Source organism: Streptomyces sp. NBC_00885 (assembly GCF_045207475.1).
Classification (GTDB): Bacteria; Actinomycetota; Actinomycetes; order Streptomycetales; family Streptomycetaceae; genus Streptomyces.
The window spans coordinates 2020190-2037579 of record NZ_CP108796.1 but is presented as its reverse complement, the minus strand read 5'-3'; the positions used below and the strand labels follow the sequence as shown (position 1 = coordinate 2037579).

The following is a 17390-nucleotide window of genomic DNA, read 5'->3' as shown; positions in this document are numbered from 1 at the left end:
GGTGGGGGTGTCGGCCCATTCGCCGGCTCGGTGCGGCTGGCCGCCGCTGAGCGCGATGCAAAGACGCTCGGACGGGGTGTAGTCGAACCGGGGGATGCTGACCCAGGAGTACTTCATGGCCTCGGCGATTTCTAGGTGGCGACGTGCTCTTTCCGGTCCTGTTCCTGGAGGATGGGGAACCCCACTGCCTGTCCTTGCGCGGTGATGCTGAAGTGGCAGGGTGCGCTGCGGCGGCGGTGAGGCCAGGGTGCGGCGCCAGTCGCTCCGGCCGAACAAGCGTGTCCTTGGGTCTCGGCAGCGGTGATCAGTGCCTGGATGAGCCGGAGCGTGCGCCCTTGGACGAGTCTGGTCAGGCCGAGCGGCTGGGACTGGTTCTGCATGGCCCTGACCACGGTGTGCGGGTGGGTGAGCCGGGATGGGACAGGGACGGGTTCGAGGACGGGAAGGCGCCAGGCGGGGATGTTGACCAGCTTGATCTCGTACCCGTCGCGGCACCAACTCCCCCGCAGCTCCTTCGCCTTTGGGATGCTTCCCGACTTGCGTCCGCAGCGATGCGGGACGCGCCGCTTCCGCGCTTGGCCTCGTCGGCCGAGGCGATGGAGCGTAGGCCCTGGACCATCCGGCCCAGGTCCTCGCCCAGATCCTCCAGGAGGTCCGCGACCGCGTTGGCGCTCAGGACTCGGCGATCCGGGTGAGGTCGCGCAGCCCCGAACCTCTCCGCTATGATCATCTCTCTGTAGCGTCGCCAGGATCGCGTGGCTGCCCGTCTTCAGCGGGGTGCTCTTCTCTGCTGGGCCGCGTTCCACGGCCATGAGCAGCGTCGGGCCAAGACCGCGGGCCGCGGCAGGATCGTCAATGGGGGGCTGCCCGTCGCCGCGACGACCCCACGGCGCTCCTGAGGTGAACCCGTGGCCCGTCCCCGGGGGCCGTCCCGCGGCGCGGTCAGCGCGTGAGGTGTCGGGTACCTGCCGTCAGCGCCCCCGCCACAGGGGTTCACGCCCCTCCGCGAAGGCGCGCGGGCCCTCGACGGCATCCGCGCTGTGCCTGCGCTGCTGCTCCCATGGGAAGGGGGTGACGAACGCTTCCTCCAAGGGCATGTCGACAGAGCGCATCACGGCCTCCTTGATGGCACGCACGGCCAGGGGAGCGCTGCGGAGCAGCGCATCGGTCCATGCGGTGACCGCGTCATCCAATTCGTCGGCAGGCACGACCTCATTGACCAGCCCCAGGCGCAGCGCCACGTCCGCACTCATCCAGCGGCCGGTCAGCAGATAGCCCATGGCGACCTTCAGAGGTACCTGCCGTGCGAGCCTGAAGGCCCCTCCGGCACCGGGCACCAGCCCCAGGGTCGCCTCGGGCAATGCGAAGACCGACTGGTCGGAGGCGATGATGAGGTCACAGGCGAGGGCGAGTTCGAAGCCCCCTCCGAGGGCGTAGCCGTTCACCCGGGCGACAACCGGTTTGGACAGGCCGAACCGCTCGGTCAGCCGCGGCCACCCCGGCTGACCGCGACTGCCGAACGTGGACGGAGGGACTCCCTGCCCGTCGAGACGGGAGCGTTCGCGCAGGTCCTGTCCAACGGAGAAGGACCGGTCGCCGGCACCGGTCAGTACGGCGACCCGTATGTCGTCGTCCGCCTCGACGTCGTCCCAGACCCGGGCCAGTTCCTCGTGCATGCGCAGATTCATCGCGTTGAGCACCGCGGGCCGATCGAGTGTGACGTAGGCGATATGGCCCTTCTTCTCGTAGCGCACGCCGGACTCTTCTGTGTCAATCACCGGGTCGATACCTCATTTCTGGTGAAGCGGCGAGATCCGCCCGACTTTTCGAGTGATTTTTACGTGAAGTCAGTTCATACCGGCAGCCTCTTCTGTGTTCAACTGATGCGCTGCCGCAGTTGAGCGACGCCCGGCCGATAGAAGTCACTCCGGAGTGTTCAGTTCACGGGCTCCCGGAGACTATTGATCGAATGTGGCAACCCGCGTCATAGTGCTGACCGAGCGCATGGGTGCGCTATGGAGTGAGGTGTGCGGGACCGTCCAACCTCTGCACTTCCTTTGTCGTCTCCGTGGTCCAGCGTTCCGCCAGCGGCGAGTTGGCATTCGCACTCCCGGGACGATATATGACGTTGGATCTCGAAGAGAGGGTGGGGAGCAGATGGCTGAGGAGCCGTTGTTTCTGCGTTCGAAGGCCATTGTGGAGCCGTTGGTTGACCGGTTCTTCGCGTGGCCGCATACGCTGGCGCCGGTGCAGGCGGCGATGAATCTGGCGTTTTTGCAGGTGCCGATGCTGGAGTCGTATCTGCAGTCCCCGAAGGTGCATGTCGCGGCGAGTAACAATCCTGAGCTGCGGGGTGGGTATTTCATCAACATTCCGGAGGAGCGTGCCGATGAGGTGCGTGATCTTCTGGAGGGGATCAAGCGGGACCGGGCGGACATGCTGCGGTTCGCGGAGGCGATCGCCGCGGGTCAGGAGATCCTGCGGGCGAACGCGACGGGGTTCGATCTGACGCCGTTGTATCCGAAGATGCCGGCGGAGCTGCACGGTCTGGTGGAGCTGGCGTACGACACGGACAACCAGGCGCAGATGCGGTTCATGGAGCCGCTGGTCTACAAGGGCAGTGTGTATTCCGAGGCGCGGCAGTCGGTGCAGCTGTCGTTGGAGCCGGGGTATGAGCGTCCGTTCATTCTGAGTACGCCGCGGCTGCCGTCGCCGGATGTGCTGGAGCTGGCGGTGCCGTTCCGTCACGCGGGTCTGGAGGAGCTGTTCAAGGCGCGGGTGATTCCGGCGACGCTGTCGCATCTGCGGGAGGCGCTGGGGCTGGACGATGCGCAGGCCAAGCAGTTGTCGGGGCTGCTGACGGACCGTCCCAGCGGTGCGCCGGACCGGCACATCGAGGGGGGCGGGCGGATCCGGTACTTCGGGCACGCGTGTCTGGTGATGCAGACGCCCGAGGCGGCGATCGTGACGGACCCGTTCATCAGTGCGGACAGTTCCGCTGGTGACCGGTACACGCTGGATGATCTGCCTGATTTCATCGATCTGGTGCTGATCACGCACGGGCATCAGGACCACATCGTGCTGGAGACGCTGCTGCAGCTGCGCGGTCGGGTCGGTGCGATCGTGGTGCCGCGTTCTTCGCGCGGGAACCTGTCGGACCCGTCGATGGCCCTGATGCTGCGGCAGCAGGGTTTCCCGGTCGTCGAGGTCGATGATTTCGACGAGGTGGAGTTCCCGGGCGGGAAGGTCGCGGCGACGCCGTTCCTGGGTGAGCACTGTGATCTGGACATCCGGGCGAAGTCCACTTTCTGGGTGGAGCTCGCGGGTAAGAAGGTGTTCGTCGGGGCGGATTCCTCGGGTATCGACCCGATGCTGTACCGGCGGATCAAGGGTCATCTGGGGACGGCTGACATCGCGTTCCTGGGAATGGAGTGTGATGGTGCGCCGCTGACGTGGCTGTACCAGGCGCTGCTGACGATCCCGGTGTCGAAGAAGCTGAGCAATTCACGGAAGCTGTCGGGGTCGAACGCGGAACAGGCCGCGGCGATCATGACGGAACTCGGTGCGCACGAGGCGTATGTGTACGCGATGGGTGAAGAGCCCTGGCTGGGACACGTAATGGCGACGACTTACACCGAGGACACGTACCAGATCAAGCAGATCGAAGAATTCATGACCTGGTGCAAGGACCGGGACATCAAGGCCGGTCACCTCTACCGCCAGCAGGAATGGCGCTGGTAGTCGACTCGCGTAGTCGCCTCACCACACCCATTCCCTACGACCGAGGTGGACGACCGGACCGGTCGTCCACCTCCCGGGAGGCACTCCCATGGCCGCGACCCGGCTGAAGAAGGGGGAGCTGCACGCCAGCGTCTCCGACCCGGTGCTCGACACCATGAATTTCCTCAATGGGATCACGCACCGCTATCCCGAGGCGGTCTCATTCGCGCCGGGCCGTCCCTACGACGGATTTTTCGACGTCGAGCAGATCTTCACGCACATCCGCAGATATCTGAGCCACCTCGAGGAGAACGGCGCTTCGGCCGCCGATATCCGCGACGCGCTCTTCCAGTACGGACCGACCAGCGGCCGGATCCGCGAGCTGATCGCCGACTCGCTGCGCAAGGACGAGAACATCGAAGTGGCACCCGAGGCCATCGTGGTCACGGTGGGCTGCCAGGAGGCGATGTTCCTCACCCTGCGCGCGGTCCTCTCGGCGCCCGAGGACGTACTCCTCGTCTCCAGCCCCTGCTACGTCGGGATCACCGGCGCCGCCCGCGTGCTCGGCTTCGAACCGGCTCCCGTCCAGGAACGCCCCGACGGCTTCCACTGCGCCGACCTCGAGACGGTGCTCGCGGCGGAACGCGCACGCGGCCGCCGGCCCCGCGCGTTCTACGTGGTCCCCGACCACGCCAATCCCTCCGGCAACACCATGTCGCTCGAGGAGCGCCACGCCCTGCTGGCACTGGCGGCCCGGGAGGACATCCTCATCCTGGAGGACAGCCCCTACCGCCTCGTGAGCCCCGGGCCCCAGGAGCCGACCCTCAAGTCCCTCGACCGGGCGCAGCGGGTCGTCCACTTGGGCTCCTACTCCAAGACTCTCTTCCCAGGCGCCCGGGTCGGGTTCGCCGTCGCCGACCAGCCCGTCGTGGACCAGGAGGGGAACACCGGCCTGCTGGCCGACGAGATCACCAAGATCAAGAGCATGATCACGGTGAACACCTCCCCGCTGGGCCAGGCCGCGGTCGCGGGCATGCTGCTCGCCGCCGACGGGCGGACCTCGGAACTCAACACCGAGACAGCCGCCTACTACGGCAGCGGCGTGCGGGCCATCCTCCAGGAGCTGGCCTCGGCCTTCCCTGCCCCCGACAGGGCGGCCGTCGGCGTGCGCTGGAACGAACCGAACGGCGGGTTCTTCCTGACCGTCGACGTTCCGTTCCGCGCGGACAACGCCGCGCTGGTGCGTTCGGCGGAGGAATACGGGGTCATCTGGACGCCCATGTCCTACTTCTATCCCCGAGACGGCGGCGACCACAGTCTCCGACTGTCCGTCAGCTACCTGAGCAACGAAGAAATCGTCGAAGGAGTCGCCCGGCTCGCGCGCTTCATCCGGGAGGAGTCCCGGCGCGCGCGCTGAGCCGCGCGCCGCACCGCGAGCCGACCCCTCATCCAACCCTCATCCACCACCCGACGGAAAGCGATCGACGTGTTGGCACCACAGTCCCTTGTCCGCAGCAAGCCTCGTACGTGGGGATGGAAATTCCGATGACCGTCAGCCTGACCGCCGGCGGCGTCTTCGACATACCGGAGCCCGACCGCAGGAAGACCCTCGGCGCCGCCCGGATCACGAGCGTCGCCACCGCCGTCTCCGAAACCTCCTACAGCCAGCGGGAACTCCTCGACATTTGCGCGATCACGGACCCCAGGGTCCGGTCGGTGTTCCTGAACAGCGCGATCGAGCGCCGTTTCCTCACCCTGCCTCCGCGGGCCGAGGACGGCACCCTCCTCACCGAGGCCCAGGGCGAACTCCTCGCCAAGCACAAGCAGGTCGCCCTCGACATGGGCGTCCGGGCAGTGCGCGCCGCCCTGGAGGACGTCGGCCTCGACATCGAGGACATCGACTACCTGTGCTGCACCACCACCACCGGCTTCCTCACCCCGGGTCTGAGCGCCCACCTCATCCGCGAGATGGGCATCTCGGCGAAGACCAGCCGGGTGGACGTCGTCGGCATGGGCTGCAACGCCGGACTGAACGCGCTGAACGCCACTTCGAGCTGGGCCGTGGCCAACCCCGGCAAGGTCGCCGTCATGCTGTGCGCGGAAGCGTGCTCGGCCGCCTACGTGATCGACGGGAGCATGCGCACCGCTGTCGTGAACAGCCTGTTCGGCGACGGCGCCGCAGCGATCGTACTGATCGCCGACTCCCTTGACACCGCCTACGCCGCGGCCGACGTACCGGCCTCGCCAGGCGGACCGCGGATCCTGGGCTTCGCCAGCCACCTGATCACCGACGCCATCGACGCGATGCGCTACGACTGGGACAACGACCAGGGGAAGTTCAGCTTCTACCTGGACCCGCAGGTCCCCTACGTCGTCGGCGCCCACGCGGAACAGGTGGTCGACCGGCTGCTGAACAACGCCGGACTGCGCCGCAGTGACATCAGCCAGTGGCTGGTGCACTCCGGCGGTAAGAAGGTCATCGACGCGGTCCGCGTGAACCTCGGCCTGACCCGGCACGACGTCCGCCACACCACAGGGGTGCTGCGCGACTACGGGAACCTGTCGAGCGGATCGTTCCTGTTCTCCTATGAACGACTGCTTCAGGAAGCGGCCACCAAGGCCGGCGACTACGGCGTCCTGATGACCATGGGCCCTGGCTCGACCATCGAGACAGCGCTGGTGCAATGGTGAGCAACGAGCAGATGAAGGATGTCATGAACTCTCCCTTCGGGATCGAAGCGCAGCTCGCGGCAGAGGACCTGGTCCTCCGGATCGACGGAAGCAAGCCCCTGTCGGCCGAAGCGGTCGCGGCCGTGACCGCCGTCTGCGATAGCGCCGAGGACCGCGCCGGCCAGGTTCCGGTGATCGTCCAGGTCTCCGGTGCCCCGACCGAGCCGTGGACCGAGGACCTCACGGTGTCGCTGGTCAGCAAGTGGGAACGTGCGCTGCGGCGCCTTGAGCGCCTGCCCCGGCCCACCATCGCGATCGCCGAAGGCGACTGCGGAGGGATCGCGCTGGACGCGCTGCTGGCGACCGACTACCGCATCGCCACCGGCTCGGTGCGCCTGACGGTGCCCGTCGACAACGGCGCCACCTGGCCGGGCATGGCCGTGTACCGACTCGCCAACCACGGGGTGTTCGCCGCGGCGATCCGCCGGGCAGTGCTGTTCGGCACCCCGATCGAGGCCGCCGACGCGCTCAGCATGCACCTGGTCGACGAGGTTACCGAAGACGTGGCCGACTCCCTGGCCCGGACCGCCGAACGGACGGGCGCCGTGCAGGGCAGCGAACTGGCGATCCGACGTCAGCTGATGCTTGACGCCACCACCACCGGTTTCGAGGAGGCGCTCGGGGTCCACCTGGCGGCCTGCGACCGCACGCTGCGACGGGCCGCCTCCGCGGCAGCGGCATGACGGCCGCGGACACGACGTCCGGGCCGGACGAGGATCTGCGCACCGTGCGCGCGGATCTCGGCCGGGCCCGGACGGCGGTCAACCATGCGGCGAAGCGCACCGACGACCTGCTGGAAGCACTGCCCGCCGCAGAACACCGCTCCCCCGAGCAGCGTGCCACCGCTCTGGCGGCGCTCAACGCCACCCGGGCGCTGCGTTCAGCGTTCCTGGACGTGCACACGGAAGCCGTTTACGACGAGCTGACAGGGGGCCGCACCCGTCACCTGAGGGTGGCCGAGCTGGCCCGGGCCGCGGCAGCGGCCTTCCCCGGGCTGGTGCCGACCGAAGAGCAGCTCACCGCAGAGCGTGCACTGCCGCAGGCCCACAAGGAGGGCCGTGAAGTCGACCAGGGCATCTTCTTCCGGCACGTCCTGGGCTCGCCGACGGCGGGCCCGCACCTGCTCGACGCGATGCTGCGCCCGACACCGCGCGCCCTCGCCCTGCTCCCGGAATTCCGGGAAACGGGCAGGGTCGATCTGGCCTCCGTCAGGCTGGAACGCACCGGCGCCGTGGCCCGGCTGACCCTGTGCCGCGAGGACTCGCTGAACGCGGAGGACAATCAGCAGGTCGACGACATGGAGACCGCCGTCGACCTCGTCCTCCTAGACCCTGCGGTGGAGGTCGGCCTGGTGCGCGGCGGGGAGATGACCCACCCGCGCTACCGGGGCAAGCGTGTCTTCAGCGCCGGCATCAACCTCAAGACGCTGCATGGCGGCGGCATCTCCCTGACCGACTTCCTGCTGCGCCGCGAGCTCGGCTACATCCACAAACTGGTGAGGGGCGTCCTGACGGACGACGGCACCACGGCCTGGCGGTCCCGCACCGTGGAGAAGCCGTGGGTCGCTGTGGTGGACACCTTCGCGATCGGCGGCGGCTGCCAGCTGCTGCTCGCCTTCGACCACGTGATCGCAGCCGCGGACGCCTACCTCAGCCTTCCCGCCGCCCAGGAAGGGATTATTCCGGGCGCCTCGAACTACCGGCTGACCCGGTCCGTAGGGCCCCGGGTCGCCCGGCAGATCATCCTGGAAGGCCGACGGATCTTCGCGAGCGAACCGGACGCCCGGATGCTGGTCGACGAGGTCCACGACCAGGTCGGCCTCGACGCGGCCGTCGAAGGCGCCGTGGAGCGCCTGCAGGGTTCTGCGGTGCTCGCCAACCGGCGGATGCTCAACTTCGCCGAGGAATCCCCCGACGTCTTCCGCGCGTACATGGCCGAGTTCGCGCTCCAGCAGTCGCTGCGCCTCTACAGCCCCGACGTGATCGAGAAGGTCGGCCGCTTCTCCGCGGCACCGGCAGGCCCTTCCGCCTCGGTCGCCGTGGGTGCCGTCGGCGCGAAGCCTTCCGGCGGTTAACCCCGGCGGACCGGACGGCGCATACGGAGCCCGGCCGAAGCCCGACGGCGCCCGGGTGCTCCATCGAACCCGCCGTCGGGACCACGACCGAATCATGGAGGTACCGTGCCCAACGTTCGTGCCCGCGTCGGACAGTTCGCGACCAGGCGCATCTGGAAATCGATTTCCTGGCTGGAGCGGCGGATGGCGGCGACGTCGCCCGTCGGCGACAAGCCGTTCTTCCCCGACGACACCTTCGCGTGGGCCACGATCCTCGAAGAGAACTGGCGCGACATCCGCCAGGAGCTGGACGAGCTGCTGGTGCACCGGGACGAGCTGCCCAACTTCCAGGACATCTCCGTCGCCCAGCGCAGCCTCACCCAGGACGACCAGTGGAAGACGTACTTCTTCGCTGGTTACGGCATCGACTTCGAGACCAATCGTGAGCGGTGCCCGCGGACGATCGAGCTGCTGAAGCACGTCGACGGCCTGTCCACGGCCTTTTTCTCCGTCCTCGGCCCGGGCAAGCGGCTGCACGAACACCGCGGTCCCTACAAGGGCGTGCTGCGCTACCACCTGGCGCTGAAGATCCCCGAGCCGCAGAACGGCTGCGGCATTCGCGTGGGAGGTGAGACGGCCCACTGGGAGGAGGGCCGGAGCATGGTGTTCGACGACACCTTCCCGCACGAGGCCTGGAACGAGACCGACGAGGACCGGGTGGTCCTGTTCATGGACATCGTCCGCCCGCTGAAGTTCCCTTACGCGATCCTCAACCGCTGGGCGCTCAAGTACATCGCCAGTACGCCGTTCGTCCAGGACGCCAAGGACAAGCACTCGGCCTGGGAGAAGCAGTTCGAGACCATGCGCCAGGACGCGAACCGCGCCGACGCCCGGTGACCACCGGCCCCGGTAGCCGCGCGGGTACGCGACTGCCCCGGCTCCCCATCGGGAGCCGGGGCAGTCGCGTACGCGGTGTCTATGACGCGATCAGCTTGACGGGCATGAGTTCCGGGCCGTTGACGACGATCGAATCCAGCAGCTTCGGCTCGCCGTCGAGTTCGACACGGATTGAGCGGGCCAGCAACTCCTTGTAAAGCAGCCGCAGTTCGACCCGCGCAAGCATGCTGCCGAGGCAGAAGTGCTCGCCGTACCCCAATGACAGGTGACGGTTCGGCTGCCGGGTGATGTCGAACCGGTCGGGCTCGTCGAAGATCGTCTCGTCGCGGTTGGCCGACGGCAGCCAGAAGGTCACCCGGTCGCCGACCTCCACGCGGCGGCCATGGATCTCCGCCGGGCGTACCGCGGTGCGCATGATGTGCGTGGCGGTGGAGGTCCAGCGGAGGATCTCCTCGACGGCCCCGGGCAGCAGCGCCTGGTCCTCCGAGAGGCGCTGCCACTGCTCGGGGTGCTCCAGGAGGGCGAGCATGCCGCCGGCCGCGGCGATCCGTGTGTTCTCGGTGCCCCCGACGAGCAGGTTGTTGCAGTTGAGGATGATGTCATCGGCGTCCAGGGGCTTCCCGTCGACGCTCGCCGTCGCCAGCACGCTCACCAGGTCGTCGGCCGGATCGTCCGCCTTCTCCTCCTGGAGTTCCTCGAAGTACCCGAGGATGTCGAGATGGGCGAACCTGCGGGTGGCCGCGTCCCCGGCGCCGAAGGCCTGGCTCGTCAGCGTGTAGAGGCGGTCCCAGTCGGAACGCGGCACGCCCAACATCTTGCAGATCACGTACAGGGGCACGCGCGCGGCGATGTCCGCCACGAAATCGCAGCTCCCGAGCTCCAGGGCCTTGTCGATCACATCGCGGGCGACGTCATGCATCTCCGCCTCTATGGCGCGTACCGACCGGACCGCGAACCACTTGTCGACCAGGCCGCGGAGCTGCCCGTGCCGAGGCGCGTCGGTGAGGGCCAGGGTGCGGCCACCACCGGGATCGGCTCCGTGATCCGCGGGCCGCAGGAGAATTCCCTGGGCCGAGCTGAAGGTCTCGGAGTCGCGGTATGCCGCGCGGATGTCGTCGTACCTGGTGAGCGCCCAGAATCCCGGGAGGTCAGTGGGCGGATGCCAGTACATGGGCTCGTTGGCGCGCAGCCATCGCCACTGCACGAACGGGTCGCCATCCGAATAGAGTTTGGGGTCCACCAGATTGATCTCCGGTGGCTGATCGGCCGTCTCACAGCGCATGCGGATGCCTCACGAGTCTTCTGGATTCCAGGAGCGGGAATGTGATGGATATACGACGCATCAGAGTCGATGGAGGGATGCCGCTTCAAGCCCGTTCGTGCTTCTCAAGGGCGGAACGGATGACGTTCCTCTAGGAGAGTTTCACGGTGGCACATGCCTTGCCAAGGCATCAAGATTGTGCAATACGTGCGAAGTCGCTACACCAGGCAGGGTGAAATGGCCACCGTGAATCGGTGGCCCTACCGGAGGCTCCAACGGTGGTGGCCACACCATGTCGAGCGGGTGTCCAACTGCGGCGACAGCGCAGTTGAACTGCGCTCGCCGCCGTGCTGAGTTGCCTGCTAATGAGGACGGAGTCGCAGGTCGGAGGCTTTGCGGCGGCCGGGCGGGAACCGGGCCTCGGAGCATTGAGCAACCGCGCCGCCCTGGGTCATAGTGAACCACCACCGCAGAGTTCCGATGTCCCGTGAGATGGGCGTGCCGACAGCAGGATTTCGAGCCGGCCACCCGATTCGGCTTAATGTCGCCATGTGCAGCCGACGGGAAATGCGTTGGTGAAAGCTACTGACAACGCGTCAATGTCATTGCCCAGAGAGGACAACGTGATGACGAATCCGTTCGACGACCCCGATGCCAACTACCTGGTCCTGGTTAACGATGAGGGTCAGCACTCGCTCTGGCCGGTGTTCGTCGACGTACCGGAAGGATGGAACACGGTTTTCGGGGAGGCCGGACGCCAGGAGTGCCTCGATCACATCGAGCAGAACTGGACCGACATGCGCCCCAAGAGCCTGATCGAGGCCATGCAGGCCAAGTAGTACCTGTAGCACGGCGGACCCGGGATCGGCAGTGGCCGACTCCGGGTATCCGCTGCGGGATGAACTGCCCTGAGCACGGCGACGATCGCTGCTCGGGCGATATGTGATCTGCCGGCCCTATCGGCTCAGATCGCCCAAGAAGCGTGAACCACCTGGTCACAGCTTTGATCCAGAGACCTGGGCGGTAATGCGGCATGCCCTGAAGCGGCGGGCCCTGCTGTTCCAGTCGATGACTCGAACCGATTGGAGTGTGCGGGTATGGCTACGTCTGAGGGCGAGCTCCGGGAACTGATGGCCGGACAGCTTGCGGTTTGGTACGCGCAGCAGCTCGCACCGGACAATCGGGGCTTCAGCATCGCCGAATACCTGGAGATCAGGGGCGCGGCCAATCCCGACCTGCTGGTGGACGCCGCGCGGCGCAGGCTACGCGAGGCCGAGAGCCTGCGCCTGCGCATCCGGGTGGTTGACGGTACCCCCTGGCAGTACGTGCACGACGAACGGGACTACCCCGTGCACGTCGTCGACGTGAGCGACGAGGCCGACCCGCGCACGGCCGCCGAGGACTGGATGCGCGCCGACCTGCGCCGCCGGATGGACCTCGTGGGCGCCCCGCTCTCCGCCAACGCGGTCATCAAGCTTGGCAACGATCTCCACTTCTGGTATACCCGCGTCCACCACCTGGTCATGGACGGTCTGGGCGGCATGGTGCTCGCCACCCGCGGCGCCGAGATCTACAGGTCGCTCCTGGAAGGCCGCGGTCTCGAGGACGGCGCCCTGGAGCCCGTGTCCGTACTGATCGACGCCGAACACGCCTACCGGGCATCCGCCGAGACCGAAGAGGACCGGCAGTACTGGAACGGTGTCCTCTCGGACCTGTCGCAGGAGACCCTGACCGGTATCGCCGACCGGGCTCGCCGAGCCAAGCGCGCCCCGACCCGGCACACGGACGGCATCGGCATCCAGAAGGCCGCCGCCCTCAAGACGGCCGCGCGGCGCCTGAGGACCAACCTCGCAGGGCTGCTGATCACCGCCGCGGCCCTGTACGAACACCGTGTCAACGGCACGCGGGACGTCGTGATCGGCGTCCCCGTACGCGGCCGGGCGGGACACCGGGAGGCCGGCATCCCCGGCATGACCTCCAACATCATCCCGCTCCGCCTGACGATCGACCCGCAGACCACGGTCGCGGACGCCGTCCGCCAGACGTCGCGGGCGGTCCGGGAGGGTCTGCGTCACCAGCGGTACCGCCACGAGGAAGTCCTCCGCGACCTGAAGATGGTCGACCGCGTCCTGTGCGGGCTGCACATCAACGTCATGTCGTTCGACTACGACCTGCAGTTCGGCGATGCCCCCGCCACCGCGCGCAACCTCTCCACCGGCCCCGTCGACGGCGTCCGGATCGACGTCTACGACAGGTCCGGCCTGCAGATCAACGTCGATGCGAACCCGGACGTCCACGACCCGGCATCGGTCTCCGATGTACTCCGACGCTTCCTGCACGTGGTGAATTGGCTCGGCACGGCGTCGCCCGAGGAACTCGTCGGCCGGGCCGACCTCCTCGATGAGGCGGAGCGCCACCAGGTGCTCTCGGGGTGGAATGACACGGCGGTCGAGCTGCCGGTGGGGACGCTGGGTGGGCTGTTCGAGGCTCAGGTGGCTCGGACTCCGGATGCGGTTGCTGTGGTGTTCGAGGGTGTGGAGGTGTCGTATGCGGAGCTGGATGCGCGTGCGAACCGTCTGGCCCGGGTGCTGATCGGCCGTGGTGTGGGTGCGGAGTCCGTGGTCGGGGTGTGCCTGGAGCGCAGTGTCGATCTGGTGGCGTCGCTGCTGGCGGTGGTGAAGGCGGGTGGCGCGTATGTGCCGGTTGACCCTGATCTGCCGTCGGAGCGCGTGGGGTTCATGCTCGCGGACTCGGGTGCGGACTGTGTGGTGACGTCGGGTGTGCTGGCGGACACGCTGCCTGAGGGCACCGCTGTTGTGGTGCTCGATGATCCGGACACGGTGTCGGTGCTGGCCTGTACGGATGACGGGGTGCTGTCGGCTGGTGAGCGGGGTGTTCTGCTTCCGGGTCACCCGGCGTATGTCCTGTTCACGTCGGGTTCGACGGGCCGCCCGAAGGGTGTGGTGGTGTCCCACGCGGGCATTGTGAACCGGCTCGGGTGGATGCAGTCCCGGTATGGTCTGGTGGCGGGTGAGCGGGTGTTGCAGAAGACCCCGTTCGGGTTTGACGTGTCGGTGTGGGAGTTCTTCTGGCCGCTGCTGGAGGGTGCGTCGCTGGTCGTTGCCCGTCCTGGTGGTCACCGTGACCCGGCTTACGTGGCGTCGGTGATCCGTGAGGAGGGTGTGTCGACGCTGCACTTCGTGCCGTCGATGCTGGAGGCGTTCCTGCGGGATCCGGCTGCGGTCGAGTGCACGGGTCTGCGCCGGGTGATCTGCTCGGGCGAGGCGCTGTCCCCGGTCGCAGTGGCCCGGTTCTTCGAGGTGTTCGGCACGGGTGTGGAGTTGCACAACCTCTACGGGCCGACGGAGGCGTCGGTCGACGTCACCGCCTGGGAGTGCCCGGCTGGTGAGGACGTCACTGTGGTTCCGATCGGTGGTCCGATCGCGAACACGCAGGTGTACGTTCTCGACAGCTCCCTTTCCCCTGTTCCGGTGGGTGTCGGTGGCGAGCTGTACCTCGCCGGTGTTCAGCTGGCCCGCGGCTATGCGGGTCGTGCGGGTCTGACGGCGGAGCGCTTCGTCGCATCCCCCTTCGGGACCGGTGAGCGCCTGTACCGCACCGGTGACCTTGCGCGCTGGGACATCGAGGGCCAGGTCGAGTACCTGGGCCGCGCGGATGAGCAGGTGAAGATCCGTGGTTTCCGTATCGAGCCGGGTGAGGTCCAGGCCGTCGTGGCCACACACCCGCTGGTCGCGCAGGCGGCTGTGGTCGCTCGTGAGGACGTTCCGGGTGACAAGCGCCTGGTCGCCTACGTCGTCCCCGCCGACGACGTGGATGCCGATGAACTGACCGCTGAGGTGCACCGGTTCGCTGGGCAGCACCTGCCGGAGTTCATGGTGCCGTCGGCGGTGGTGGTGCTGGAGGCCCTGCCGCTTTCGGTCAACGGAAAGCTGGACCGCAAGGCCCTGCCGGCTCCTGAGTATGTGACGGGTTCGGGCCGTGGCCCCTCCAGCGTCCGCGAGGAGATCCTCTGCGCCGCCTTCGCCGAAGTCCTCGGCCTGGAGAACGTGGGCGTCGACGACAACTTCTTCGCACTCGGCGGTCACTCCCTCCTCGCGGTCCAGATGGTGGAGCGGCTGCGCTCGTACGGGGTGTCGGTGCCGACGCTGTTCGAGTCGCCTACGGTCGCGGAGCTGGCGGTGGCAACCGGCGCGGAGCAGGTTTCGGTCCCCGCGAATGCCATCCCGGCGGGTGCGCTGGAGATCACGCCGGAGATGCTGCCGCTGGTGGACCTGACCGCTGACGAGGTGGCGCGGATCGTCGCGACCGTCGAGGGCGGCGCCGCGAATGTCGCGGACATCTACCCGTTGACGCCGCTCCAGGAGGGTCTGCTCTTCCACCACCTCCTCGCCGACGGCGGCGAGGACGCCTACGTCACGCCCACCGTGCTGGGGTTCGATTCACGGGACAGGCTGGACGCGTTCACCGACGCACTCCAGCAGGTGCTGAACAGGCACGACATCTTCCGTACGGCCATCGTGTGGGAGGGCCTGCGGGAGCCGGCCCAGGTGGTGTGGCGCGAGGCCGCCCTCCCCGTTGAGGAAGTGCGGCTGGACCCGAACAGCACTGAGCCGATCGGGCAGTTGCTCGCTGAAGTCGGGCTGTCCATGGACCTGCGGCAGGCCCCGCTCGCCCGGCTGCACGTCGCAGCTGAGCCGCGCAGTGGCCGTTGGCTGGCGCTGCTGCGCCTGCACCACATCGTTGAGGACCACACCGCGCTGGAGATCCTGCTCGGTGAAGTGGAGTCGATCCTCGCCGGGCGTGGTGCGGAGCTGCCCGAGCCGCTGCCGTTCCGGAACTTCGTCGTACAGGCGCGTGCCGGGCTGAACAGCGGGAAGCACGAGCGGTTCTTCGCCGAGCTGCTGGGCGACGTCGACGAGCCGACGGCGCCGTACGGTCTCGTGGACGCACGCGGTGACGGCATGGACTCCGTCGAAGCGCTGATGGGTCTCGCACCGGAACTGTCCGAACGAGTCCGCGAGGTCGCCCGCCGCCTGGGTGCCACTGCGGCGACGGTGATGCACGTGGCGTGGGCGCGGGTGCTGTCCGCGGTGAGCGGCCGTGACGACGTGGTCTTCGGCACCGTCCTCTTCGGCCGGATGAACGCCGGACCCGGCGCGGACCGGGTGCCCGGCCCGTTCATCAACACGCTTCCGGTCCGGGTGCGCGTCGACGAACTGGGTGTGGTCGAGGCGGTGACCGCGATGCGCGGTCAGCTCGCCGCCCTGTTGGAGCACGAGCACGCGCCGCTCTCGCTGGCGCAGCAGGTCAGCGGCGTCTCGGGGGACAGCCCGCTGTTCACCTCGATGCTGAACTACCGCCCCAACAACGGACTCAACCGGGAAACCACCACGATTCTCGACGGCGTCGAGCTGGAGTACTTCCGCGAGCGCACCAACTACCCGCTGTCGGTCGCTGTTGATGACGACGGCACCAGGATCGCCCTGGTCGTTGACGCGGTTGCCCCGGTTGATCCCCGGGCGGTTGCGGCGTTGGTCGTGACGGCGGCGGAGAGCCTGGTTTCGCTGCTGGAGGGGGCGCTGGAGGGTGGCTCTGACCTGCCGCTGAGCCGGGTCGGGGTGCTCGATGAGGCCGAGCGTGTGCGGGTCGTGTCGGGGTGGAATGACACGGCGGTCGAGCTGCCGGTGGGGACGCTGGGTGGGCTGTTCGAGGCTCAGGTGGCTCGGACTCCGGATGCGGTTGCTGTGGTGTTCGAGGGTGTGGAGGTGTCGTATGCGGAGCTGGATGCGCGTGCGAACCGTCTGGCCCGGGTGCTGATCGGCCGTGGTGTGGGTGCGGAGTCCGTGGTCGGGGTGTGCCTGGAGCGCAGTGTCGATCTGGTGGCGTCGCTGCTGGCGGTGGTGAAGGCGGGTGGCGCGTATGTGCCGGTTGACCCTGATCTGCCGTCGGAGCGCGTGGGGTTCATGCTCGCGGACTCGGGTGCGGACTGTGTGGTGACCTCGGCTGCGCTGGCGGACACGCTGCCTGAGGGCGCGGCTGTTGTGGTGCTCGATGATCCGGACACGGTGTCGGTGCTGGCCTGTACGGATGACGGGGTGCTGTCGGCTGGTGAGCGGGGTGTTCTGCTTCCGGGTCACCCGGCGTATGTCCTGTTCACGTCGGGTTCGACGGGCCGCCCGAAGGGTGTGGTGGTCTCGCACGCGGGCATTGTGAACCGGCTCGGGTGGATGCAGTCCCGGTATGGTCTGGTGGCGGGTGAGCGGGTGTTGCAGAAGACCCCGTTCGGGTTTGACGTGTCGGTGTGGGAGTTCTTCTGGCCGCTGCTGGAGGGTGCGTCGCTGGTCGTTGCCCGTCCTGGTGGTCACCGTGACCCGGCTTACGTGGCGTCGGTGATCCGTGAGGAGGGTGTGTCGACGCTGCACTTCGTGCCGTCGATGCTGGAGGCGTTCCTGCGGGATCCGGCTGCGGTCGAGTGCACGGGTCTGCGCCGGGTGATCTGCTCGGGCGAGGCGCTGTCCCCGGTCGCAGTGGCCCGGTTCTTCGAGGTGTTCGGCACGGGTGTGGAGTTGCACAACCTCTACGGGCCGACGGAGGCGTCGGTCGACGTCACCGCCTGGGAGTGCCCGGCTGGTGAGGACGTCACTGTGGTTCCGATCGGTGGTCCGATCGCGAACACGCAGGTGTACGTTCTCGACAGCTCCCTTTCCC

10 protein-coding genes (1 of these 10 cut by a window edge) are annotated in these 17390 nt (G+C 67.8%); 8 read left to right on the top strand and 2 right to left on the bottom strand.

The features are described from left to right. Positions 1-971: 971 nt before the first annotated feature. The gene (dpgD, locus tag OHA61_RS08900; RefSeq protein ID WP_406302587.1) at positions 972-1778 is read right to left on the bottom strand and encodes an enoyl-CoA-hydratase DpgD; all 807 of its coding nucleotides are present in this window, start codon (positions 1776-1778) and stop codon (positions 972-974) included. 379 nt (positions 1779-2157) lie between these two features. Between dpgD and OHA61_RS08895 the strand changes: the two genes are divergently transcribed. The 6 genes from OHA61_RS08895 (at position 2158) to OHA61_RS08870 (ending at position 9400) form a co-directional block, all read left to right on the top strand. Beyond that, positions 2158-3741: an MBL fold metallo-hydrolase gene (locus OHA61_RS08895; RefSeq protein ID WP_406302564.1), complete on the top strand. Its 1584-nt coding sequence runs from the start codon at positions 2158-2160 to the stop codon at positions 3739-3741. 88 nt (positions 3742-3829) lie between these two features. Beyond that, positions 3830-5137, top strand: a complete 1308-nt coding sequence (locus OHA61_RS08890) for a PLP-dependent aminotransferase family protein (RefSeq protein WP_406302586.1) — start codon at positions 3830-3832, stop codon at positions 5135-5137. A gap of 128 nt (positions 5138-5265) precedes the next feature. Then, complete coding sequence (dpgA, locus tag OHA61_RS08885) at positions 5266-6411, top strand: 3,5-dihydroxyphenylacetyl-CoA synthase DpgA (RefSeq protein ID WP_406302585.1); 1146 nt, start codon at positions 5266-5268, stop codon at positions 6409-6411. Positions 6412-6434: 23 nt separating this feature from the next. Beyond that, positions 6435-7133, top strand: coding sequence for an enoyl-CoA-hydratase DpgB (gene dpgB, locus OHA61_RS08880; RefSeq protein ID WP_406302584.1), 699 nt, complete (start codon positions 6435-6437; stop codon positions 7131-7133). After that, positions 7130-8524 carry a (3,5-dihydroxyphenyl)acetyl-CoA 1,2-dioxygenase DpgC gene (dpgC, locus tag OHA61_RS08875; RefSeq protein WP_406302583.1) on the top strand — a complete coding sequence of 465 codons (1395 nt, stop codon included), beginning with the start codon at positions 7130-7132 and terminating at the stop codon, positions 8522-8524. Before dpgB ends, dpgC begins: the two co-directional genes overlap by 4 nt. A gap of 105 nt (positions 8525-8629) precedes the next feature. After that, a complete protein-coding gene (locus OHA61_RS08870; protein WP_406302582.1) occupies positions 8630-9400 on the top strand; it encodes an aspartyl/asparaginyl beta-hydroxylase domain-containing protein in 771 nt (256 codons plus the stop codon). A 79-nt stretch (positions 9401-9479) separates the two neighbouring features. Here the strand turns inward: OHA61_RS08870 and OHA61_RS08865 are convergent, their stop codons facing one another. Beyond that, on the bottom strand, positions 9480-10682 hold the full coding sequence (locus tag OHA61_RS08865; RefSeq protein ID WP_406302581.1) for a cytochrome P450: 1203 nt from the start codon (positions 10680-10682) through the stop codon (positions 9480-9482). Between the two features lie 605 nt (positions 10683-11287). Between OHA61_RS08865 and OHA61_RS08860 the strand changes: the two genes are divergently transcribed. Both OHA61_RS08860 and OHA61_RS08855 read left to right on the top strand, forming a co-directional pair. Next, positions 11288-11500 (top strand): MbtH family protein, encoded by a 213-nt coding sequence (locus OHA61_RS08860; RefSeq protein ID WP_406302580.1) that lies wholly within the window; start codon positions 11288-11290, stop codon positions 11498-11500. A 258-nt stretch (positions 11501-11758) separates the two neighbouring features. After that, a protein-coding gene (locus OHA61_RS08855) for a non-ribosomal peptide synthase/polyketide synthase (protein WP_406302579.1) crosses the window boundary here: on the top strand, positions 11759-17390 show its 5' end (the start). It continues 13706 nt past the right edge of the window; 5632 of the gene's 19338 nt are visible here — the first part of the coding sequence; it begins with the start codon at positions 11759-11761; its stop codon lies beyond the right edge, outside the window.